Source organism: Pseudomonas sp. SbOxS1 (genome assembly GCF_013416725.1).
Lineage (GTDB): Bacteria > Pseudomonadota > Gammaproteobacteria > Pseudomonadales > Pseudomonadaceae > Aquipseudomonas.
On the sequence record NZ_JAAVXC010000015.1, the window covers coordinates 171,458 to 194,063 of the forward strand.

Sequence of the window (22,606 nt, forward strand, 5' to 3'; positions counted from 1 at the left end):
CTCATAGATTGATGGGGCGCATGGCGCCGGGTCTATGAATAACCGCACTGGCAAAGGCGTGTGGGGGAAATGTGTAAGGTTTGGTAAGGCCACAGTCATTGCGACGGGTGTCGCACATCAACAGTGGCCCTTTCGTACTTATAAATCGAACGCGTCCCACACCGGCGCAAAGTCCGGACTGACCAGGCGCTCGCGCTTGGACAGGCCGGCGATCAGCGCACGGTCCTGATCATCCAGGTTGACGGTGAGCGCTGCCAGGTTGGCCAATTGGTTGGCCTCGCTGCTGGCCTTGGGGATAGCCGCTACGTTCGGCTGATCCAGCAGCCATTTGAGTGCGACCTGGGTCGGCAATACCCCGTGTTTGGCGGCGATCTGCTGGATAACCGGAACATCCGAGACCTTGTTGCGTGCCAGCGGCGAATAAGCCGTCAGTGCCATGTCGTGTTGACGGGCGTAGTCCAGCAGTGCGTTTTGTCCGAGCAGCACGTGGTACTCGACCTGAATGGCTGACAGCGGCGCGCCCAGTTCCTCGACCACAGTGCGCAGCAGGGGCAGCGGGAAATTTGCCACGCCGATGTTGCGCGCCAGCCCCTGCTCCTTGAATGACACCAGGGTTTCGATCGTACGCGGCAAGTCCCAATCGGTGCTGGGCCAGTGGATCATGAAGAGATCGATGTAATCGCTGTGCAAGGCCTTGAGGCTGCGATCCATGGAATGGCGCATGGCGTCGGGTTGCAGCTGGTCCCACCAGACCTTGCTGGTGACGTGGATGTGTTCGCGGGGTGTCGGACTGTTCAGCAACGCCTGACCGACAGCGTCCTCGTTGTTGTAGGCCGCAGCGGTATCGATGTGTCGATAACCCAGCGCCAGGGCCTGTTCCACTGCTCGCGTGCACTCTTCACCGAGCATCGGCCAGGTGCCGAGGCCGAGCTTGGGCATGTTCAAACCCTGTGCGTTAACGATGTGCGTCATGGTCGATCTCCTTTTCATAAGCAGTGATGCCGGCGATATGGCGCGCGGCGATGTAGCCGAACGTCAGCGCCGGCCCCAGGTTGATGCCGCCAGCGGGGTAGTGGCCGCCCATGATGCTGGCCATGTCGCCTCCCGCCGCATACAAGCCAGTGATGGCCTGGCCCGAGTCGTCGAGGACCTGGGCGTGTTGATTGACCTTGAGCCCGGCAAAGGTGCCGAAACAACCCGGTTCGACTTTCACGGCATAGAACGGTCCTTGCTCGATCGGTGCGACGCAGGGGTTGGGTTGCTGCAGTGCATCTCCCTGTTTGCGGTTGTAGGGCGTTGAGCCGCGGCCGAACTGCGGGTCCTGGCCATTGCGCGCGTGGCGGTTGTAGTCCGACACGGTGGTGCGCAAGCCGGCCGGGTCGATACCGCAGGCCTGTGCCAATTCCTCCAGGGTTTTGCCGCTTTTCAGATAACCGCTGCGGATAAAGGATGACAGCGGCACCGGAAACGGCCGGGAAATACCCAGGCCATAACGTCGCTGGAAGCCATGGCTGCAGATCAGCCAGGAGGCTACTGCTTCGCCGGGCGGGGCGCTGGCGACCATGGCCGTCACATAGTCGTAGTAGCCGTTGGCTTCGTTGACGAAGCGCTGGCCATTGCTCAGCACCCCGATGATCCCCGGCTTGCCACGCTCGATGATGTGCGGGAAGTGGCCGCTGCTGCCATCACTGTATGGCACTCGCGAAACCGGTGCCCAGGCCACAGGCGATACCTGATGGGTGTCGACTCGGGCGCCGGCGCTCTCGCCCAGCCGCAGGCCGTCGCCAGACACGCCGAGGGGGGGCAGGGCCAGGTGTTCGTGACCGGTCGGCGTACGGGGGAACAGGGCCTTGCGCCGTTCGATGTCATTGGCGAAACCGCCAGCCGCGAGCACCACCGCCTTGCGGGCCTTGATGCGGATCGAACCTTTGGCGGTGCTAACCACCGCGCCCTGCACCTTATTGTTCTCGCGCAACAATTCGGTGACCGGTGCCGACTCCCACAGCAATACGCCAAGATCGTCGGCGGATTTCGCCAGGCGCGCGACCAGCGCCACGCCGTTCACCAGTTGCATCGCCCGGCCATGCACGACGAGGTCGAGCAAATGGCGAGTGAAACGCCGTGTAACGTGCCAGGCCGCCGACAACGAGCGGGTCAGGTTGAGGAACGCGCTAAGGTCTGCGCCCGCCATGATCGGCATGCCCATGAAGGAGGTTTCGCGCATGGTCTTGCGCAGGCGCTTGAGCAGCTTGCCGACGTTGCGCGCGTCATACGGCGCGGCGATGACCGAACGCCCACCGGTACCGGCGCCCGGCGTGTCGCCATGAATGTCGGCAATCGCGTTGCCATCGGCAAATTGCAGCGAGGTGTGCTGTTCGAAGAACGCCACCATGCGCGGAGCGGCCTCAAGGAAGGCATCGATCATCAAAGGGTCGTAGTGATCACCCAGTTCGTGTTTCAAGTAAGTGCGCGGTTGTTCAACGTCTTCGACGATGCCGGCCCGCCGGGCCAGCGGATTGCACGGTACCCACGCCCAGCCACCTGACCAGGCGGTGGCGCCGCCAAAAACCGGGTCTTTTTCCACCACGATCACTTTCAGGCCATGCCATGCGGCCGTCACGGCCGTTGCCAGGCCGGCCGCACCGGAGCCGACGATCAACACATCGCAGTCGATGTCGGGAAGGCAGTACGGTTGGGCAGGCATGGCTTGAACTCCGGTGTTTATTATTTTGGAATCTGATTCCAGAAAATATATGAGGCTGGAAGAGGGTCGGCAAGTCGATGCTGCGTAAAGCGGGCGGTTATCGGACAGGCAGTTCCAGATTTCGCATTCCGCGGGTTGTCTTCTAGAATCGAAAAAATTTTGTGTGGATACCCCCATGGCCGGCAGTCAGATCGAACGTGTTTTCAGTGTGCTTGAAAGCCTCACCAGCGACCCTCGTGGCCTGCCGATGCAGGTGCTGGCGGAGCAGCTGGGCATCCCCAAGAGTGCCACCCACCGGCTACTGGCCGAGCTGATCCGGCTTGGCTACGTGCGGCAGAATCCAGAGAACTTGCGTTATCACTTGTCGACCCGGCTGGTGGCGATGGGTTTCCGTTATCTGTCGAGCAGCGGTGCCGATATCGTGCAACCGGTGCTTGACCGACTGGCTCAGGAAACCGGCGAACTGGTACGCCTGGGGGTCGTCGAAGGCGAGCGCCAGACCTGGATTGCCAAGTCCCAAGGGGCTCGTTCCGGCCTGCGCTATGACCCGGACATGGGCCGGGATGCGCCGCTGTTCTACACCGCCTCCGGCCATGCCTGGCTGGCGTGCATGAGCGATGCCGAAGCCTTGTCGCTGGTGGAACGCCAGGCGGCGGACCGGCCGCTGGAGCTGGGACCGAATGCCCCAAGGTCCAACATTGAATTGCTTGAACGCTTGCGCCTGGCACGGGAGCAGGGCTACGCCTGTGTCGAGGAAAGTTCGGCGGTGGGCACCTCGGCGATTGCCGCGGTGGTGCGCCATCCCGGTGATGGCCGGGTGATCGGCGTGCTCAGCATCGCCGGGCCGAGTGCGCGGATGCCGGGGGCGCGGCTGCATGAGTTGGCGCCGTTGTTGTTGGCGTTTACCGATGAGTTGTCGGCCGCGAGTCTGGCATCGGAGCTATTTAGCTAAAGCCTCTACAAAACCCCTGTGGGAGCGGGCTTGCTCGCGAATGCGGAGTGTCAGTCAACATTTAAGTTGCATGTCACACCGCATTCGCGAGCAAGCCCGCTCCCACATTTTGATCGCTGTGAACTCAATAAAGTTGTGCGCTGTTCGAACACTTTCAATGCACGCCTGTGTAAGAATCTGGAACCGGGTTCTAAATTGTTGATGATCATCTCCCAACAATAACCACAAGAGGACCGCTGCATGAGTTCGCCCCCCCTTCGAATAGCCCTTATCGGTGCAGGCACCATGGGCCAGCAGCATTACCAGCATCTGAAAACCCTGACTGAAGCGACCTTGTGTGCCGTGGCCGACCCCGGCCCGCAAGCGCCGGGTCTGGCGAAGGAATGGGGTGTGGAGTATTTCGCCGATCATCGTCAGATGCTGGAGCAGGCAAAGCCTGAGGCCGTCATAATCGCCAACCCGAATGCGCTGCACGTCAGCACCGCGCTCGATTGCCTGGCTGCCGGCGTCCCGGTGTTGCTGGAAAAGCCGGTGGGCGTGCACCTGGATGAGGCCCGCAAGCTGGTGGCTGCCTCGAAGTCGAGCGGCGTTGCGGTGTTGGTCGGCCATCATCGACGCCACAATCCCTTGATCGTGCGCGCCCATGAGCTTGTCAAAAGCGGCGCGTTGGGCCGGTTGAGCACCGTCACCGCGCTCTGGCAATTGCGCAAGCCCGACAGTTATTTCGAAACGGCCTGGCGCCGCGAGCCCGGTGCGGGCATGTTGTTGACCAACCTGATCCATGACCTCGATCTGCTCAGGCACCTGTGCGGTGAAGTTCGCCAGGTGCAGGCGATCACCAGCAACGCCGTGCGTGGGTTTGCCAACGAGGATTGCGCCGCCGTACTGCTGCAATTCGACAGCGGTGCGCTGGGCAGTCTGACCGGGTCCGATGCGGTGGCGGCACCCTGGAGCTGGGAGCTGGACTCCGGGGAGAACCCGGTGTATCCACGCCAGGCCGACCAGCCGTGCTATTTGCTGGCGGGCACCGCGGGGGCGCTGAGCATCCCGCAGCTCAAGCGCTGGCACTACACGCAAGCGGATGGCGGGTGGCATCAACCCCTGATGTCGGCTGACGAGCCTTTCAGTGTCGATCAAGCGCTGCGCTTGCAGTTGCAGCACTTCGTGCGCGTTGCGCGTGGGGAAGTCGAACCGCTGGTCAGCGCCGCCGACGCAGCCCGCACCCTGGCGTTGGTCGAGGCGATTCGCCAAGCCGCAGAAACCGGGCGCGCCTGCGCACCTGCATTGATCGAGGGTTGAACATGAGTGAACGAATTTTTTCCCTGGCCAGTCTGACTGTGCTGGAGTTGTCACCGCCGGACATGGTCGAGGTTGCGGCGCGGGCCGGTTACAGCCATGTCGGCTTGCGCCTGGTGCCGGCGACGCCAGAGGAACACCATTTTGCGTTGGTGGCCGATGACGATCTGCGGCGCCAGACCCTGGCACGTCTGCGCGATACCGGCATTCATGTATTGGATGTTGAGATCCTGCGGCTCAAACCGGACACCGTTGTTGCCGATTTCGAGCGGGTGCTGGCAGTGGGGGCCGAATTCGGTGCCAGTGAGTTGCTGGTGGCGGGTAACGATCCTGACGAGCAGCGGCTGACAGAAAATTTTGCCCGCCTGTGTGATCTGGCGGCGCCTTACGGACTGCATCCGCACCTGGAGTTCATGCCCTGGACCGACGCGCGGGATCTGCAGCAAGCCGTGCGCATCGTTGAACGGGCCGAGCGTGAAAACGCGGCGGTGCTGGTCGATGCCTTTCACTTCGATCGCTCTGGGTCGCGGCTGGAAGATCTGGCCAGGGTTGCCCCCTCACGGTTACGGTATGCGCAGTTGTGTGACGTGGCGGGGCCCAGGCCGCAAGACATGGCAGAGATCTTGCGGCAGGCGCGTAACGAACGGCGTTTTCCCGGTGATGGCGATTGTGATCTGCCGGGGCTGTTGCGGTGTTTGCCAGCTAACATTCCATTGAGCCTGGAGATTCCCACCGTGCAACTGCTGGAGCAGGGCGTGAGTGGGCTGGACCGGGCGCAGATGGCATTGAGTAAAACCCGAGAGTTGCTCGCGCGGCTGACCTAGGCCCCGCGAAGTGTTGTTTTTGAACAAGGAACCCCAATGACCGTCAGCACACCGCTTTCCGGCGTCAATCAGCCCTTCAAAGGGATTCTGCTGATCGTTGTCGCAACCTTCCTGTTTTCCAGTCATGACGCTTTGTCGAAGTACCTTTCCGGGTTCTATCCGATTGTCATGGTGGTCTGGGCGCGTTATGTGGTGCATACCTTGCTGATGGCCGGAATATTCCTGCCGCAATCCGGGCTGCGCGTGCTGCGTACCAAGCGGCCGCTGCTGCAACTGGTTCGCGCGTTGTGCCTGCTGGGCACCAGCCTGTTTTTCACCACGGGGTTGATGTACATCCCGCTGGCCGAGGCAACGTCGGTCAACTTCCTCGCTCCGGTGCTGGTGACTGCGTTGTCGGTGCCGTTGCTGGGGGAGAAGGTCACACGTGGCCAATGGCTGGCGGTGATTTGCGGTTTTATCGGGGTGCTGATCATCGTCCACCCCGGTGGTGATTTGTTCACCCCGGCGGTGTTGCTGCCGCTGTGTTCGGCATTGTTTTTCTGCTTCTACCAGTTGCTGACTCGCAAGCTCAGCGAGATCGACAGCCCGACCACCAGCAACTTCTTTGCCGGGCTGTGCAACACCCTGGTCATGAGTGCGCTGGTGCCGTTCTTCTGGCAGGTGCCGACCTTGGTGCACGGCGCAATGATGCTCGCGCTGGGCGCCTGCGGCATGACGGCGCACCTGTTCCTGACCCAGGCCTTCCGGCATGCGGCGCCGGCCTTGCTGGCGCCCTTCAGCTATTGCCAGATCGTATTTGCCGGCCTGCTGGGCTGGCTGCTGTTTTCCCACACGCCGACCCTGACCACCATCGTCGGGATCGCGATCATTTGCTGCAGTGGCCTGGCGGCGGCATGGCAACAAAGCCGCCGCTGAGCTCACTCAGAACCTGAAGCGCAGCACCAGGTTTTGCAGGCCTACGGCCAATTGCGACAATTGCTGGCTGGTGGCGCTGGTGCGGGTCGAGGCGTCGGCACTTTGCAGCGACAGGTCGCGGATGTTCAGCAGATTCCTGTCCACCTCGCGGGCCACGGCGGCTTGCTCTTCCGATGCGCTGGCGATCACCAGGTTGCGCTCGTGGATCTGCTCCATGGCCCGGGTGATTTGCGCCAATGCAATGCCGGCCTGTTCGGCGATCGACAGGGTCTGGGCGACGCGCTGACTGTTGCCGTGCATCGACAACACCACGCTCTCGGTATCGCCCTGGACCCGGCCGATCATCAATTCGATTTCCCGGGTCGATTGCTGCGTGCGATGGGCCAGTGCGCGCACTTCATCGGCGACCACCGCAAAACCACGCCCGGCTTCCCCGGCCCGGGCCGCTTCGATCGCGGCGTTGAGCGCCAGCAGGTTGGTCTGCTCGGCGATTGCGCGAATCACGTCCAGCACCTTGCCGATTTCCCGGGATTGCTCGGCCAGGGTTTGCACCTGTTGCAGGGCTATTCCGGCATCGGCGCTCATGGCCTGGATCGAATCCAGTGTCTCGATGACGCGTGCCTGGCCCTGGCTGGCCTGCTGTGTCGACTGGCGCGTGCTGTCAGATGTCGAGACGGCATTGCGTGCGACTTCTTCCACAGCGACGGTCATCTCGTTGACCGCGGTGGCGGCTTGTTCGATTTCGTTGTGTTGCTGCTGCAGTCGCCCGGAATCTTGATGAGTGCTCTGGTTCATTTGCTCGGCAGCCGCGTTCAGTTGGTTCGATGCGGCGCTGATCCGTTGCAGGGTATCGCGCAGGCTGTTCTGCATGATCGACAGGGCGTTGAGCAAGCGCGCCGTTTCATCGCTGCCCTGGCTCTGTATCGGCGTGCCGAGATCGCCGGCGGCGACTTGCTCGGCCACTTCCACGGCCTGGCGGATGGGCACCACGATGCTGCGAATCAACAGCCAGGCGAGGAGGGCGGTCAGCAGCGACACGCCAAGCAAGGCTCCGATCACCGTGACCTTCACCTGGCCATAGAGCGTGTCGGCTTGCGCTGCGGACTGGCTGACTTCGTTGGCGGTGAGCGCCACCAGTTCGGCGAACTGGTCTCCGCTGCGGGTCGAGTAATCCTGGATTTCGCCATTGAGCAGCGCGGTCATTTCTTCGAGGCGGTTTGCCTGCGACAGGCTTTCGTATCGCGCCAGCGCCTCACGGTAGCGGGTGACCGTCTCGACGAAGTTTTCGTACGGCGCCCGGTTGTAGTCGCCTACGAGCGGGGCGAACTTGTCCAGTGCCTGTGCAAGCCATCCCTGCACCTGATGCAGGCGCGTGACGGTCGCGTCGAGCACCTTGGGCTCGCGATTGAGCGCCATGCGCAGGCTGAGCACGCGAATGCTCAGGACGTAGTCGCGAATTTCGCCCAGATAACGGGTGCTGGGCAGGGAGACGTTCTCGGTATGCTGGCCGGTGGCGCGCACTTGCGCGACTTGCTTGAGGGCGAACAAACCTTGCAACAGGACCAGCAAGGCGATGAGGCCGAAGCTGATCATGGCGCGCTTGGCGATGCTCAGGTGACCTGGCGACATGGTTTCACCTCCTTGGCGATGTGTGGACATTCAGGAATTCATAAAAAGCAGGCACAAAAAAAGCGCAGGCCCGAAAACGGGCCTGCGCCGAGGGAACATCAGTCTTCTACTTTCGGAATCTTGCGCGGTGCCATGAAGTACAGCCAGGTCAGCGCGATGAAGTACATCGCCGGGATCAGGGTGAACAGCACGGTGTAGTTGTTGTTGGTCACGGTCAGGATGTGGCCGACCAGCTGGGTCATGAACATCCCGCCAATCGCCGCACACATGCCACCGAAGCCGAACACCGTACTCATCATGTGCTTGGGCGTGTAGTCCATCACCAGGCTCCAGATGTTCGCGGTCCAGGCCTGGTGCGCGCCGATGGCCAGGGAAATCGCGGCTACTGCCACCCACAGGTTGCTGGAGCCGGCGGCCATGATCACGCCGATGATGCAGCAGGCGAACAGGAACATGGACATCAGGCGCGCCTTGATCGGGTTGACGCCGCGACCGATCAGGAACGAGGACAGGATCCCGCCACCGACACTGCCGAAGTCGGCGGTGAGGTAGATGATGATCAGCGGAATGCCCATCTGGGTCACGTTGATGCCCAGGTTGTATTGCTGATTGAGGAACGGTGGCAGCCAGTACAGGTAGAACCAGAACACCGGCGCCGTGATCGAGTAGGCGAGGGCGAAGGCCCAGGTGCCGCGCATGCGCAGGATCTTCGAGAACGGTACGCGGGTTTGTTCCGGTTCCACTTCGTTCTGGATGTAGTCCAGTTCCGACTGTTTGACGCTTGGGTGATCTTCCGGGTTGAAGTACTTCAGGCCCCAGAACAGCAGCCAGATCCCGCCCAGTGCCGACATGCACAGGAACGCAGCCTGCCAGCCCCACACGTGGAGGATCAGCGGCAACAGCATCGGGGTGAACATTGCACCGACGTTGGTACCGGCGTTGAAAATGCCGGTGGCCACGGCGCGTTCGCCGGCCGGGAACCACAGGCGCGTGGTTTTCACACAGGCCGGGTAGTTGGCGGCTTCGGTCAGGCCGAGAATGAAGCGGCAGACCATGAAGCCGACCGCCGAGGTGGCCAGGCCGTGGGCACCGGTCGCCAGGCTCCAGAGCAGCACGGCGCAGAAGAACACGCGCTTGACGCCGACCCGGTCGATTAAGCGGCCTTGTATCACGAAACCGATGGCGTAGCCGACCTGGAACCAGAAGTTGATGTTGGCGTAGTCCATCGCCGTCCAGCTCATTTCCTTGGCCAGGATGGGTTGCATGACGCCGAGGGCGGCGCGGTCGATGTAGTTCAGGGTGGTGGCGAAAAACACCAGCGCCAGCATGCCCCAACGGGTTTTGCCGACAGCCATGGCGCCGCGGATTTTGTCGCCGATGCCGCCAGAGGCAGCGCTCATGGCCGGAGCCATGCGTGAGCTAGGTGTAGGATTCATGTGTGCCATCCGTTCAATGACTGACAAGCAAGGCTCGTCGGGACTTCAAGGGCGCGTGATCAATCGATGGCGATGGGCGCAGGACTGATCGGCTGGTTTCGTCGTCTGACGGTTTATTCAGCGAGCGGCACGTGAGTGCCGGCGGTGCGCAAGGTTCGGATGGACGCCAGGCAGGGCGTAATGACGGTGGTTCGAGTGAGCAAGGCGTTGAATGAGCGCATGAGCATATACCCGGTTTTTGAAATTTTTATGTGGTGTTCAGGGTCTTTGTTAACTGAGGCCGTCGGTTGATGACCGGACTCAATGTGGTGTTGATGTTGCGCATTGAGCAAAAAATCGTCAATTCGCTAAAGTCCATTGTGTTCGATAATCGCACGCAAAACTAACTGGGTAGTACACTTTAAATTGCTGTGTGGGATCGCGCAGCCAATAATTCACTCAAAGCTAAACGCGATCCCTGTAGGAGCCCGGCTTGCCGGCGATGGCGTCCGCGAGATCGCCATCGCCGGCAAGCCGGGCTCCTACAGGGATTGTCAGTGCCCCTTACAAGATTGCCTCCACCACCGGGAGTCGAAAAAATGCAGCGTTCCATTGCCACCGTGTCCTTGAGCGGTACCCTGCCGGAAAAACTCGAAGCCATTGCCGCCGCCGGTTTTGATGGCGTCGAGATTTTCGAGAACGACCTTCTCTACTACGACGGCAGCCCGCGGGAAATTAAACAGATGTGCGCCGATCTCGGAATCGCCATCACCCTGTTTCAACCGTTCCGGGATTTTGAAGGCTGCCGCCGTGACCGCTTGTCGCGCAATCTGGAGCGGGCCGAGCGCAAGTTCGACCTGATGCAGGAACTGGGCACCGACCTGGTGCTGGTGTGCAGCAACGCCTCGGCCGATTCCATCGGTGATGAACAGATTTTAGTCGATGATTTGCGTCTGCTGGCTGAGCACGCTGGCGCGCGCGGTCTGCGCATCGGTTACGAAGCACTGGCCTGGGGCCGGCATGTGAACACTTGGCAACAGGTGTGGAACATTGTCCGTCAGGCTGATCATCCGAGCCTCGGCGTGTTGCTCGACAGCTTCCATACGCTGTCGCTCAAGGGCGACCCGAGCGCGATCGCCGAGATTCCCGGCGACAAGATTTTCTTCGTGCAAATGGCCGATGCACCGATCCTGGCCATGGATGTGCTCGAGTGGAGCCGGCATTTCCGTTGCTTCCCGGGCCAGGGCGAATTCGATTTGCCTGGCTTCCTCGCGCCGATCATCAAGAGTGGCTACACCGGGCCGCTGTCGCTGGAGATCTTCAACGACGGTTTCCGCGCCGCGCCGCCACGGGCCAACGCTGCTGACGGCTTGCGCTCATTGCTGTACCTGGAAGAAAAAACCCGCGAACGCCTGGCCCAGGAGGCCAAGCCAGCCGGCAACCCCGAGATTCTGTTCGAGACCCCGAAGGCCAGCGAATACAACGGCATCGAGTTTCTCGAATTCGCCGTGGACGAAAGCCTCGGCGCCAAGCTCTCCCATTGGCTGGAGCGGCTCGGTTTCGTCAAGGCCGGGCAGCATCGCTCCAAGAGCGTCAGCCTGCTGCGCCAAGGCGATATCAACCTGATCCTCAACTCCGAACCTTACTCCTTCGGCCACAGTTTCTTCGAGGCGCATGGTCCATCGCTGTGCGCCACTGCCGTGCGCGTCAAGGACAGCGCCAGCGCGCTGGCCCGGGCGGTGGCCTACAAAGGCCAGCCGTATCGCGGATTGGTCGGCCCCAATGAACTGGAACTGGCCGCCGTGCGCGCGCCGGATGGCAGCCTGATTTACCTCGTCGATCAAGACGCCGATGTCTATGGTACCGACTTCAACCTGGAGCCGGCCGCGGTGAGCAGCGGTGGCCTCAAGCGCATCGACCACATGGCCATGGCGCTGCCCGCCGACAGCCTCGACAGTTGGGTGCTGTTCTACAAGAGCCTGCTGGATTTCGAGGCCGACGACGAAGTGGTGCTGCCTGACCCCTATGGTCTGGTGAAGAGCCGTGCGCTGCGCAGCCGTGACAGTTCGATCCGCCTGCCGCTGAATATTTCCGAAAACCGCAACACCGCCATCTCACACGCGTTGTCGAGTTATCGCGGCTCCGGCGTGCACCACATCGCTTTTGATTGCGACGACATCTTTGCCGAAGTCAGTCGCGCCAAAGCGGCGGGCGTGCCGCTGCTGGATATTCCGCTCAACTACTACGATGACCTGGCGGCACGCTTCGATTTCGATGACGAATTCCTCAGCGAACTGGCCTATTACAACGTGCTGTACGACCGTGATGCCCAGGGCGGTGAACTGTTCCACGTGTACACCGAGCCGTTCGAAGGGCGGTTCTTCTTCGAGATCATTCAGCGCAAGAACGGGTATGCCGGTTACGGTGCGGCCAACGTGGCGGTGCGCCTGGCGGCCATGGCCAAATCCCGTAGCGGCGCCTTGCGTCAGGCAAAGTTGTAGGAAAATCGTAACGACGCCGACAAACCGCTGCCGCACGGCTTCCTTCACTGTGCGGCGCGGCTCATAATCGCCAGCCTGTGCAGTGATGGCCGTGAGCCCGCAATGACAATGACTTCAGAACTCTCCGCAGCACCTGATCAAGCGATTGCCGAGCCGCGCAAGAGTCGCAAGAACAACCCGGAAAAAACCCGGGAAAACATCCTGCAGGAAGCGATTGTCGAGTTCGTTCAGCAAGGGCTTTCCGGGGCTCGAGTCGACGCCATCGCCGAGCGCATCCACACGTCCAAGCGCATGATCTATTACTACTTCGGCAGTAAGGAACAACTCTACGTCGAGGTGCTGGAAAAGCTCTACGGCGATATCCGCAGCACCGAAAACCGTCTGCACCTGGCGGAGCTGGCACCGGTGGAGGCGATTCGGCGGTTGGTGGAGTTCACCTTCGATCACCATGATCGCAATGTCGATTTCGTGCGTATCGTCAGCATCGAGAACATTCACAACGCTGAATTCGTGAAACGCTCCGATGCGATCAAGGCGATGAACAACACCATCCTCGATTCACTGGGCGAGATCCTGCGTCGCGGTGCCGAACAGGGGCTGTTCCGCACCGGCCTTGACCCGTTGGACGTGCACTTGCTGATCAGTTCGTTCTGCTTCTATCGCGTGTCGAACCGCCACACCTTCGGCGAGATCTTTCAGATCGACTTGCCGGACGAAAGCATCAAGCAGCGTCATCGGGAGATGATTTGCGAGTCGGTTTTGCGCTACCTGCAAGCCTGATCTGTGGCGAGGGGATTCATCCCCGTTGGGCTGCGAAGCAGCCCCCCGCATTTTTTCAACCTATCCATTCATGCTCTGAAAGTGCTCCAGCATCCGCTGCGCATCCGGCACCACGCCGCTGAACAATTCGAATGCCTTCACCGCCTGGAACACCGCCATGTTCCCGCCATCGAGCGTCCGGCAACCCAGCGCACGGGCATTGCGCAGCAGTTCGGTTTCCAGCGGGAAGTAAACGATCTCCGCCACCCACAATTGAGCCCGAAGCAACTCAACCGGCACCGGCATGCCTGGCAGTTTTTTCATGCCCATGGGCGTGGTGTTGACCAGGCCATCAGCCTCACCCAGGGTCAGTGCCAGATCATGGCCGGCCACCGCGCGGTTACTGCCGAAATGCTGGTTGAGATTATCCGCCAGGCTCTGCGCGCGGCTGATTTCCACATCGAAAATGCTCAGTTGGCGTACGCCTTCGCTTAACAACGCATGGGCCACGGCCGCGCCAGCGCCACCGGCGCCCATTTGTACGACGCGCTCAACGGCAACGCCCTGCAGGCCACGGCGAAAACCTTCGGCAAAACCCAGGCAATCGGTGTTGTGGCCGATGCGTTTGCCGTCTTTCAGCACCACGGTGTTCACCGCGCCAATGCCCCGGGCTTCTGGCGACAACTCGTCGAGCAGCGGGATGATCGCCTGCTTGCACGGAAAGGTAATGTTCAGGCCGGTGAAATTCATGCGCTCGGCGGCCGTCAACAGGTCGGGCAGGGCGTTGCTGTCGAGTTGCAACTGATCGAGGTCGATCAGCCGATAGAGGTAACGCATGCCCTGGGCATCGCCCTCGTGCTCGTGCAGCGCCGGGGTGCGGGAGGCCTGGATGCCGGCGCCGATCAGTCCGGCCAATACCGTTTGATTCTGATTCATGCTGCTTGCCCCTTCAGACGTTGACTGAAATGCTCCAGGGCCAGGCGATAGCCATGGCTGCCGAAACCGGCCATCACCGCCGTGGCAATGGCCGAGACGAAAGAGTGGTGGCGGAAAGGCTCGCGGGCGTGAACGTTGGACAGGTGCACTTCGATCACCGGTAGTTCGCTGGCGACCAGCGCGTCGCGGATCGCCACCGAGGTGTGCGTCCAGGCAGCCGGGTTGATCACGATCCCGGCACAACGGCCGCGGGCGGCGTGAATCCAGTCGAGCAGTTCGCCTTCATGGTTGGTCTGGCGGAATTCCACCGCCAGGCCGAACTCTTCGGCGGCTCGGCCGCACAGCGCGGAAACATCTGCCAGGGTTTCATGGCCGTAGGTCGCCGGTTCACGGGTGCCAAGCAGGTTCAGATTCGGGCCGTTGAGCACCAGAATGATGGGGGACATTGGTTTTCTCCACGTATTATTTTTGGCATTGGCCGAGGTTTCAGCCTGTGGAGATAAAATGTACCAGATGGTTAATATGGTCAATTGAACAGCCCGCTGGTGGGCGTATTGTGTGCGGTGATCGGACAGAAAAGATCGCAGCCTATGGCCGCTCCTACATTTGAAACCTGTTCCCTGTAGGCGCTGCCGCAGACTGCGATCTTTTAACGAGGCAAATTCTCGACCAGGAAATCAATGAATGCCCGCAACCGCAGGGGCATGTGGCGACTTTGCGGATATAGCAAGGTAAACGGCCGTGAACGCCCCCCAAAAGGTTTGAGCACCTCCACCAGCGAGCCATTGGCCAGTTCTTTCTCGACGATAAATCGATAGGTCTGAAACAACCCTGCACCATGCTTCGCCAGGGTGACGCCACCCAATACATCGTCGGAACAAACGAAGTTGCCCTCGGCCAGAATCTCCCGTTGCACGCCGTTGTCGCTGAACAACCAGGCAATGCGCCGGCCACTGCTGGGCAGTTCGTATTGAATGCATTCGTGCTGTTGCAGGTCGTCGAGGGTTTGCGGCGTACCGGCATGCTTGAGGTATTCAGGGCTGGCAATCATCACCAGCGCGGCGTCTTCCAGCTGCCGGGCGATCAGGCCGGAATCGGGAATCGCGCGCACGCGAATCGCCATGTCATAGCCTTCGCCGACGAAATCGATGTTGCGGTTACTGATGTGCGACTCGACCTTCACCGCCGGAAAACGCGCGCGAAAGGCCGGCAGCAACGGCAGGATGCGGTGGTGGGCATAGGTGGTCGGGATGCTGATGCGCAGGGTGCCAGAAGGCACCTGTTGCTGGCCCATGACTTCGCGTTGGGCTTCCACCAGTTGCGCCAATGCCTGGCGGCATTCTTCGTAGTAACGCCGACCACTGTCGGTCAGCTTTACGCTGCGCGTGGTGCGCGCAAACAGCCGCACGCCAAGGCGTTCTTCCATGCGCGACACCGAGCGGCTCACCGCGGCCGGCGTGACCCCCGCCACCAGCGCTGCGGCCGTGAAGCTGCCGGCTTCGGCAGCCAGGCAAAACAGCTCGATGCTGCCCAGTTGAAGATCGTCGAATTGTCGCTGCATGATTGATTACACCGGGGATCAAATGAAGTCTGAGAATCAGTATTTATCAAATGCCCGTACGCAGATACAGTCAGCCTCACTTAATGAGCGAGCAGGAGAAGCAGCATGCCTTTCGTCAGCGTACGCATCACCCGAGACGGCGTAACCCGTGAGCAGAAAGCCCAGGTCATCGCCGAAATCACCGAGACCCTGCAACGCGTCCTCGGCAAGCCGCCGGAGCTGACCCACATCGTGATCGAGGAAGTCGATACCGATAACTGGGGGTATAAGGGGATTACCACGACTGAGTATCGAAAAAATCTGCCGGGATGATTACAGCTAAAACAAAAAGCCGTCTGAACGACGGCTTTTTTGTGGGCGTGGTGAAAGCAATGCTTACGATTTCACCAGGGGCGTTGTCGGTACAGGACGCTAGCGGGCGCTAGTCTCAGAGGCGTGTTGACGATTCGGGCGTGGCACCGGTCGTCAGGATTTCCAGGGAATGTCGAATCTATCGATTCAATAACCTAACGGATGGGTTAGCATGAAAGTATGCAGCTACAAAGGGCTCTCGGTGGTGATCATGTTGCGTGACGAGCATTGTCCGCCCCATGCGCATGTCGATGGAGGAGGCTGGAATGCGCGGTTCAAGTTCAGCTTCTGGCACAACAGTGTTGAGCTCTGGGACGTTGTTCCACTCTCGCGTCGACCACCGTTGGCGGTGCTTGAAGGACTGCGTCAGTCGCTCAAGCAACCGGTCCACTTGCTGCGTGCCCGTGGCATCTGGTGGCGAAAGCTGCAAACGGTCTGCCTTGATAATCAATTGTGGGACTGGCAAAGCAACGAAGTCGTTGTGGTGAACAGGATTGCCAGCACCACCAACATGATTGGCTCGGCTTGCTACGAACCCGAAACGAACACGACGCGGTTATTCCTGATAAGTACACGGGAAGCTGTGGAGATCGAGCTATGAAAACGGTAAAAGCCAAGGTCCAGGCAGACACCCCGATAACGGAACATGGCCTGGACGAAGCGATTGAGCGTGGGAAATTACGCAGTAACAAAGGCCTGCACGCGACGGCAGTTGCCTTCCGGGCACCTTGTCTGGCGGTAAGCTTCGAAGATGGCAGCGGCGTATTGCTGCCCGTGGTGAATTATCCTGAATTCGATGGTTTCGACGTCGAGGATTTCGCAGGCCTGACCGTTGGCTACGCGGGTACGGCACTGTGCCATGAAGGAAAGGATCTGCATGTATCTCTCGCCGGCATGATCTCGGCGAGCAAGCCATTGATGGCCATGGCCGCATCGGTGATTGCCTCGCGCAATGGCCGCCAGAGCAGCGCTGCCAAGGCCGAGGCAGCGAGGGCCAATGGCAGGAAAGGTGGGCGTCCACGCAAGGTCGACGTTGTCGTTTGAACAGGCACAAAAAAGCCGTCGTGATGACGGCTGATTTGTTTGTGGCTTCTGCAATCACCGGCGGGTCAACAACACCCCGGATTCCATGTGATGCGTCCACGGGAACTGGTCGAACATCGCGCATCGGGTGATGCGGTGGGTGTCGTGCAGTTGGGCGATGTTAGCCGCCAGGGTTTGCGGATTGCAGGAAATGTAGAGGATGTTGTCGAAGCGTCGGGTCAGCTCGCAGGTGTCCGGGTCCATGCCGGCGCGGGGCGGGTCGACGAAGACACTGCCGAACTCGTAGCTCTTGAGGTCGATGCCGTGCAGGCGGCGGAACGGGCGCACTTCGTTCAGCGCTTCGGTCAGTTCTTCGGCGGACAGGCGCACCAGGGTGACGTTATCCACAGCGTTTTCACTGAGGTTGCTCAGCGCTGCATTGACCGAGGTCTTGCTGATTTCGGTCGCCAGCACTTTGCGCACGCGGGTGGCGAGCGGCAGGGTGAAGTTGCCATTGCCGCAATACAGTTCGAGCAAATCGTCCGCGCGATCACCCAGCGCGTCGTACGCCCAGTTGAGCATCTTCTGGTTCACGGTGCCGTTTGGCTGAGTGAAGGCGCCTTCGGGCTGGCGATAGCTGAAGGTGCGGCCGCCGACTTCAAGTTTCTCGACGACGTAATCGTGACCAATGACTTCGCGCTTGCCCTTCGACCGGCCAATCACGCTGACGTTGAGGTCGGCCGCCAGTTTCGAGGCCGCCGTGTGCCAGTGCTCGTCCAGCGGGCGGTGGTAGCACAGGGTGATCATCGCATCGCCGGCCAGGGTGGTCAGGAACTCCACTTGGAACAGCTTGTGGCTCAGGGCTGCACTGGCTTGCCACGCGGCCTTGAGCTGCGGCATCAACTGGTTGATGCGTTGGCTGGCGATCGGGAATTCTTCGATCAGGATCGGCGTGCGCTTGTCTTCCTGGGAAAACATTGCGTAGTGGCGCTCGCCGGCTTCGCGCCACAGGCGGAACTCGGCGCGCAGGCGGAAATTCTGCAGTGGCGAGTCGAAGACGACCGGCTCCGGTGCATCGAATGGCGCCAGCAGGTCACGCAAACGCGTGACCTTGTCTTCGAGCTGGACGGCGTAGGCCTGGGAATCAAAAGTCATGCGTTGAACCAACCGAGCTTGATCACGAACAGAATCGACAGGATTACCAGCGCCGGATTCAGCTCACGGCCACGACCGGACATCAGTTTGATGGCGGTCCAGGCGATGAAACCAAAAGCGATGCCATTGGCAATGGAATAGGTAAACGGCATGGCCAGCGCGGTGATGACGACCGGCGCGGCGACGGTGATGTCGTCCCAGTCTATTTCGGCCAGGCCGGATGTCATCAGTACGGCGACGAACAGCAGTGCCGGTGCCGTGGCGAACGCAGGCACGCTGGCGGCCAGCGGCGAGAAGAACAGCGCGAGCAGGAACAGGATCGCCACGACGATGGCGGTCAGGCCGGTGCGGCCGCCCGCACTCACGCCAGCGGCGGATTCGATGTAGCTGGTCGTGGTCGAGGTGCCCAGCAGGGACCCGGCCATTGCGGCGGTACTGTCAGCGATCAGCGCGCGGCCCATTTTCGGCATGTGGCCGTCCTTGCCCATCAGCCCGGCGCGCTTGGCGACGCCGATCAGGGTGCCGGAGTTGTCGAACAGGTCGACGAACAGGAAGGCGAAGATCACGCTGACCAGACCGATGTCCAGTGCGCCCTTGATGTCCAGTTGCAGGAAGGTCGGGGCCAGCGATGGCGGCATCGACATCACGCCGCCGAACGGAGTGAACCCCATCAGGATGGACACAATGGTCACCACCAGGATACCGATCAGCACCGCACCACGCACGGCGAGGGCTTCAAGGGCAACAATCAGGGCAAAGCCCAGGGTCGCGAGAATCGGTGCCGGTTGTTTCAGGTCACCGAGGCCGACCATGGTCGCCGGGTTGCTGACCACGATGCCGGCGTTGTGCAGGGCGATCAGCGCCAGGAACAGGCCGATACCGGCGGCAATGGCCGAACGCAACGGCAGCGGGATACTGTTGATGATCCATTCACGGATGCGGAAGATCGACAGCAGGAAGAAGCACACGGCCGAGATGAACACCGCACCCAGCGCCACTTGCCAGGTATGGCCCATGTGCAGGACCACGGTGTAGGTGAAGAAGGCATTCAGGCCCATGCCCGGCGCGAGCGCGATCGGGTAGTTGGCAATCAGGCCCATGACCGCGGAGCCGATGGCGGCTGCCAGACAGGTGGCGACGAACACCGCGCCCTTGTCCATGCCCGTCTCGCCGAGGATGCTCGGGTTGACGAACAGAATGTAGGCCATGGCCAGGAAGGTGGTGACGCCCGCCAGAATCTCGGTCCGCACGTTGGTGTTGTGTGCCTTGAGTTGAAACAGCCTTTCCAGCATGTCTGCTCCCCGTGGCGCGCCCGGCGCCGTGAATGTATCGACCTCAACAGCAAAGCACAGAGCGCTGAACGCGCCTGTGAAATTACAGTGGGCCGGAAAAAGCCGCGCATCATACCAGCAGCGTGGGGTTATGGCTGCTTATGGCGGTGATCGTCGTCGATGTTTTGCGTTTAATCCAAACCGGCCATACTGCGCGCTGGTTTTTCGCGGTGGTAACGGGATGAAAAAGCGTCTGATGATCATGTCCGGTGTCTTGATGGCGTTGTCGCTGGCGGCACAATCCGCCTCGGCGGCATCGGCGCCGCCCTTGACCCAGGTAAAAGTGCTCAAGGTCGAGTCGCCAGGCTGTGGTTTCGAGACGATTGAAGAAGGGCAGGCACAGACCCGCTGCAACCACGCGGGCCCGAACATCCGGATCTACGTGCTGGAAGTGGGCTATGGGCGCAGCCAGCCCCATGTCGCGCTGGATGGTTTCGAAGTGGATGGCACCCGTACGCCGGTCTGCGCCTACGACAACGGCAACCTGACCGACTGCACGCAAAGGACCAAGGTCGTCGGCAACCTGTACATTTTCAATCTGGTGGGTAAGCAGGAAGGTACGTTCACCTTCAGCAACACTTCGATCAACGCGCCGGGCAACACGATGTCGACCCAGCTTTACATCAAGTAACGACAGGGGCCCGAACAAGCGTCAGGAAAGCTGACTACGCTTTAAGAACCATTCCGTGGATCGTTCCCATGACCTTTCGAGCCTTGATTACCCTCGCCGAGGGCGCAGATGACCTGCAGACAGTGACCTTGATCGATGTATTGCGCCGCGCCAAGGTCGAGGTGGTGGTCGCCAGCATCGAGGGGCGGCGCATGCTCACCTGTGCCCGAGGCACGCGCTTGACGTGCGATGCGATGCTGGTGGATTTGCTGGCCCAGCCGTTCGATCTGATCGTCCTGCCTGGCGGAGCCGTAGGCACGCAACACCTGACTGCCCACCAACCCTTGCAACAACTGGTCAAGGACCAGGCCGCGGCGGGCCGCCTGTTCGCCGGCATTGCCGAAGCGCCCGCGGTAGCACTGCAAACCTTCGGCGTGCTGCGCCAGCGACGCATGACTTGCCTGCCTTCGGCCAGCCATCAACTGTCGGGCTGCAACTTCGTCGATCAACCGGTGGTGGTCGACGGCAATTGCATCACCGCCCAGGGTTCAGGTGGTGCCTTGGCATTTGCGTTGACGCTGGTGGAACAGCTCTGCGGCAAAGCCACGCGGGCGATGGTGGCGGGGGAGTTGTTGGTATAGACGGCGTCAGGCGTGAGCGGCGATGGGTTTGATGGGAGGTTGCTCACGCTGCTCCGCTTGCCACAGATCATAATCGGTCTGTACCCCTAACCACATGCGGGCCTTGCCGATCCCTGCGCGCTCCAACCGTACGGCCAAATCCGGACTGACTGGCGCATGTCCATGCAGCACCCGCGACAGATGCGGGCGCGCAAACCCAAGGTGCCGGGCGAGTTCTGCGACGCTGATGCCCAGTTCAGGCAATACATCCATCAACAGTGTTTCGCCAGGGTGCGGCGGGTTGTGCATGGGCATGTCCTGCCTCCTGTCAGTGATAGTCCAGATAGTCGACCAGTTCGATATCCGATCCGGTAAATCGAAAAATGACCCGCCAGTTTCCGGAAACGGTCAGTGACCAGTACTCGGCCAACTCTCCCTTGAGTGGATGTAACCGCCACCCTGGAAGGTCGAGGTCGCCGGGTACCGCTGCGCGATCCATGAATTGCAGCATACGGCCCAGACGTTTCGCATGATCTGTGCGAATTCCCCGAGTCGAGCCTGTTTCATAGAAGCCACGAAGGCCTTTGTGCTGAAAGGATCTGATCATCGGGGAAGTGTAAGGCGATACATTACACTCTATGCGTTAACTATGTATTGCACCTGGTCGGCAAATTTGTGATCGGCAGCTGCCTCAGGCCTTCACCTCTTCCACCGGCACATGCATCCGGTCGCGGTTGGCCAGGGTCGGGAACAGTTTGATCCAGGTCCCGGTGACCACCAGCGTGCCGATACCGCCCATGACCACCGCCGGCACGGTGCCGAACCAGTGGGCGGTCAGGCCGGATTCGAATTCGCCCAATTGGTTTGAGGCCCCGATGAACAGGCCGTTCACGGCGCTCACCCGGCCGCGCATTTCGTCCGGGGTTTCCAGTTGCACGAAGGATGCGCGGATCACCATGCTGATCATGTCGGCCGCCCCCAGGACGACCAGCACGGCCAACGAAAACCAGAACGAGGTCGACAGGCCGAACGCGATCGTCGCCACGCCGAATACACCCACGGCGGTGAACATCACCCGTCCAACATTGCGTTCCACGGCAAAGCGCGCCAGGAACAGCGACATCAGCAGCGCACCCACCGCCGGTGCCGACCGCAACAGGCCCAGTCCCCAGGGCCCGGTCAGCAGAATGTCCTTGGCAAACACCGGCAGCAACGCCGTCGCCCCCCCCAGCAGGACAGCGAACAGGTCGAGGGAAATGGCCCCGAGAATGTCCGGGCGACTGCGAATGAAACGGATGCCCGCCAACAGTGAGTCCAGGGTGGCCTTGCCCTTGTTCAGGGGCGTTTGCCGGGCGGGCAGGTTAAGCATCAGCGTGCAGGCGATGATGTACAGGATCACTGTCGGGCCATACACCCAGACGCTGCCGAAGGCGTAGAGCAAGCCACCGAGGGCCGGGGCGACGATGGTCGCCGATTGCTGGGCCGACTGCGCGGCGGCCACGGCCCGGGGAAACAGGGCGCTGGGCACGATGCTCGGGAGCAATGCTTGGGTGGTCGGCATTTCAAAGGAGCGCGCGGCGCCGAGCAGGAACGCGAGGATGAAGATCATTTCCCGGGTGACATGGTCGGTCGCGCTGCCGATCGCCAGCGACAGGGCGATCAGCGCTTGCAGCGACTGGCAGATGGCCGCGACCTTGCGCCGGTCATAGCGATCGGCGACATGCCCGGTGTGCAGCATGAACAGCACGCGCGGAGCGAACTCCACGAGCCCGACCAGGCCCAGGTCAAGCACGTTGCCGGTCAGTTGGTAGAGGTTCCAGCCGATGGCCACGGTGAGCATCTGGAAGCCGCTGGCGGTAAACACCCGGGCCAGCCAGAAGGCGATGAAAGGACGATGGCGACGTAACAGCAAGGGCTCTTGGCTGGGCATTTGAAGGCAAGTCTGGGGAGGGAAAGGGCGAGACTATCATCAACCTGTAACAGGAAGTTGCCGCGGCAGAAAATTTCGTTAGCCAAGCATCGAT

23 protein-coding genes are annotated in these 22,606 nt (G+C 61.0%); 11 read left to right on the forward strand and 12 right to left on the reverse strand.

Annotated features, from left to right (window positions below; all coding sequences use genetic code 11):
* Positions 1-138: 138 nt before the first annotated feature.
* Complete coding sequence (locus tag HFK74_RS17290; RefSeq protein WP_180204507.1) at positions 139-972, reverse strand: aldo/keto reductase; 834 nt, start codon at positions 970-972, stop codon at positions 139-141.
* The gene (locus HFK74_RS17295; protein ID WP_180204508.1) at positions 956-2,704 is read right to left on the reverse strand and encodes an FAD-dependent oxidoreductase; all 1,749 of its coding nucleotides are present in this window, start codon (positions 2,702-2,704) and stop codon (positions 956-958) included. The genes HFK74_RS17290 and HFK74_RS17295 overlap by 17 nt, the downstream gene beginning before the upstream one ends.
* Before the next feature lie 175 nt (positions 2,705-2,879).
* Between HFK74_RS17295 and HFK74_RS17300 the strand changes: the two genes are divergently transcribed.
* The 4 genes from HFK74_RS17300 (at position 2,880) to HFK74_RS17315 (ending at position 6,691) form a co-directional block, all read left to right on the forward strand.
* Positions 2,880-3,656 carry an IclR family transcriptional regulator gene (locus tag HFK74_RS17300; RefSeq protein WP_180204509.1) on the forward strand — a complete coding sequence of 259 codons (777 nt, stop codon included), beginning with the start codon at positions 2,880-2,882 and terminating at the stop codon, positions 3,654-3,656.
* A gap of 240 nt (positions 3,657-3,896) precedes the next feature.
* Positions 3,897-4,955, forward strand: coding sequence for a Gfo/Idh/MocA family protein (locus tag HFK74_RS17305; protein ID WP_180204510.1), 1,059 nt, complete (start codon positions 3,897-3,899; stop codon positions 4,953-4,955).
* 2 nt (positions 4,956-4,957) lie between these two features.
* Positions 4,958-5,776 carry a sugar phosphate isomerase/epimerase gene (locus tag HFK74_RS17310; RefSeq protein ID WP_180204511.1) on the forward strand — a complete coding sequence of 273 codons (819 nt, stop codon included), beginning with the start codon at positions 4,958-4,960 and terminating at the stop codon, positions 5,774-5,776.
* Positions 5,777-5,812: 36 nt separating this feature from the next.
* On the forward strand, positions 5,813-6,691 hold the full coding sequence (locus tag HFK74_RS17315; protein WP_180204512.1) for a DMT family transporter: 879 nt from the start codon (positions 5,813-5,815) through the stop codon (positions 6,689-6,691).
* Between the two features lie 6 nt (positions 6,692-6,697).
* On the opposite strand, the gene HFK74_RS17320 is transcribed toward HFK74_RS17315, so the two are convergent.
* Both HFK74_RS17320 and HFK74_RS17325 read right to left on the reverse strand, forming a co-directional pair.
* On the reverse strand, positions 6,698-8,320 hold the full coding sequence (locus HFK74_RS17320; RefSeq protein WP_180204513.1) for a methyl-accepting chemotaxis protein: 1,623 nt from the start codon (positions 8,318-8,320) through the stop codon (positions 6,698-6,700).
* Between the two features lie 98 nt (positions 8,321-8,418).
* Positions 8,419-9,732, reverse strand: coding sequence for an MFS transporter (locus tag HFK74_RS17325; protein WP_257230351.1), 1,314 nt, complete (start codon positions 9,730-9,732; stop codon positions 8,419-8,421).
* 602 nt (positions 9,733-10,334) lie between these two features.
* Between HFK74_RS17325 and quiC the strand changes: the two genes are divergently transcribed.
* Positions 10,335-12,236: a 3-dehydroshikimate dehydratase QuiC gene (gene quiC / locus HFK74_RS17330; RefSeq protein WP_008066075.1), complete on the forward strand. Its 1,902-nt coding sequence runs from the start codon at positions 10,335-10,337 to the stop codon at positions 12,234-12,236.
* A gap of 102 nt (positions 12,237-12,338) precedes the next feature.
* Positions 12,339-13,016 (forward strand): TetR family transcriptional regulator, encoded by a 678-nt coding sequence (locus tag HFK74_RS17335; RefSeq protein WP_180204515.1) that lies wholly within the window; start codon positions 12,339-12,341, stop codon positions 13,014-13,016.
* Positions 13,017-13,076: 60 nt separating this feature from the next.
* Here the strand turns inward: HFK74_RS17335 and HFK74_RS17340 are convergent, their stop codons facing one another.
* The 3 genes from HFK74_RS17340 to HFK74_RS17350 all read right to left on the reverse strand — a co-directional run bounded on the left by HFK74_RS17340 (position 13,077) and on the right by HFK74_RS17350 (position 15,492).
* Positions 13,077-13,931 (reverse strand): shikimate dehydrogenase, encoded by an 855-nt coding sequence (locus HFK74_RS17340; RefSeq protein ID WP_180204516.1) that lies wholly within the window; start codon positions 13,929-13,931, stop codon positions 13,077-13,079.
* Entirely contained in the window at positions 13,928-14,377 is a 450-nt protein-coding gene (gene aroQ, locus HFK74_RS17345; RefSeq protein WP_180204517.1) for a type II 3-dehydroquinate dehydratase, read from the reverse strand. Before aroQ ends, HFK74_RS17340 begins: the two co-directional genes overlap by 4 nt.
* A gap of 203 nt (positions 14,378-14,580) precedes the next feature.
* Entirely contained in the window at positions 14,581-15,492 is a 912-nt protein-coding gene (locus HFK74_RS17350; RefSeq protein ID WP_180204518.1) for a LysR family transcriptional regulator, read from the reverse strand.
* A 105-nt stretch (positions 15,493-15,597) separates the two neighbouring features.
* Between HFK74_RS17350 and HFK74_RS17355 the strand changes: the two genes are divergently transcribed.
* The 3 genes from HFK74_RS17355 to HFK74_RS17365 all read left to right on the forward strand — a co-directional run bounded on the left by HFK74_RS17355 (position 15,598) and on the right by HFK74_RS17365 (position 16,887).
* Positions 15,598-15,804 carry a 4-oxalocrotonate tautomerase family protein gene (locus tag HFK74_RS17355; protein WP_008066080.1) on the forward strand — a complete coding sequence of 69 codons (207 nt, stop codon included), beginning with the start codon at positions 15,598-15,600 and terminating at the stop codon, positions 15,802-15,804.
* Positions 15,805-16,015: 211 nt separating this feature from the next.
* Positions 16,016-16,444, forward strand: coding sequence for a DUF4160 domain-containing protein (locus HFK74_RS17360; RefSeq protein WP_180204519.1), 429 nt, complete (start codon positions 16,016-16,018; stop codon positions 16,442-16,444).
* Positions 16,441-16,887 (forward strand): DUF2442 domain-containing protein, encoded by a 447-nt coding sequence (locus HFK74_RS17365; protein WP_180204520.1) that lies wholly within the window; start codon positions 16,441-16,443, stop codon positions 16,885-16,887. Before HFK74_RS17360 ends, HFK74_RS17365 begins: the two co-directional genes overlap by 4 nt.
* A gap of 54 nt (positions 16,888-16,941) precedes the next feature.
* Here the strand turns inward: HFK74_RS17365 and trmA are convergent, their stop codons facing one another.
* Both trmA and HFK74_RS17375 read right to left on the reverse strand, forming a co-directional pair.
* On the reverse strand, positions 16,942-18,021 hold the full coding sequence (trmA, locus tag HFK74_RS17370) for a tRNA (uridine(54)-C5)-methyltransferase TrmA (protein WP_180204521.1): 1,080 nt from the start codon (positions 18,019-18,021) through the stop codon (positions 16,942-16,944).
* Entirely contained in the window at positions 18,018-19,313 is a 1,296-nt protein-coding gene (locus tag HFK74_RS17375) for an NCS2 family permease (RefSeq protein ID WP_008066092.1), read from the reverse strand. The genes trmA and HFK74_RS17375 overlap by 4 nt, the downstream gene beginning before the upstream one ends.
* A 220-nt stretch (positions 19,314-19,533) precedes the next feature.
* Between HFK74_RS17375 and HFK74_RS17380 the strand changes: the two genes are divergently transcribed.
* Both HFK74_RS17380 and HFK74_RS17385 read left to right on the forward strand, forming a co-directional pair.
* Positions 19,534-19,983: a DUF4879 domain-containing protein gene (locus tag HFK74_RS17380; RefSeq protein WP_180204522.1), complete on the forward strand. Its 450-nt coding sequence runs from the start codon at positions 19,534-19,536 to the stop codon at positions 19,981-19,983.
* A gap of 68 nt (positions 19,984-20,051) precedes the next feature.
* Entirely contained in the window at positions 20,052-20,603 is a 552-nt protein-coding gene (locus tag HFK74_RS17385) for a DJ-1 family glyoxalase III (RefSeq protein WP_008066096.1), read from the forward strand.
* A gap of 6 nt (positions 20,604-20,609) precedes the next feature.
* On the opposite strand, the gene HFK74_RS17390 is transcribed toward HFK74_RS17385, so the two are convergent.
* From HFK74_RS17390 to HFK74_RS17400, 3 genes are all read right to left on the reverse strand, one after another.
* Positions 20,610-20,897 (reverse strand): HigA family addiction module antitoxin, encoded by a 288-nt coding sequence (locus tag HFK74_RS17390; RefSeq protein WP_180204523.1) that lies wholly within the window; start codon positions 20,895-20,897, stop codon positions 20,610-20,612.
* A 13-nt stretch (positions 20,898-20,910) separates the two neighbouring features.
* Positions 20,911-21,189, reverse strand: coding sequence for a type II toxin-antitoxin system RelE/ParE family toxin (locus HFK74_RS17395; RefSeq protein WP_180204524.1), 279 nt, complete (start codon positions 21,187-21,189; stop codon positions 20,911-20,913).
* A gap of 84 nt (positions 21,190-21,273) precedes the next feature.
* A complete protein-coding gene (locus tag HFK74_RS17400; RefSeq protein ID WP_008066098.1) occupies positions 21,274-22,512 on the reverse strand; it encodes an MFS transporter in 1,239 nt (412 codons plus the stop codon).
* Between the last annotated feature and the right edge of the window lie 94 nt (positions 22,513-22,606).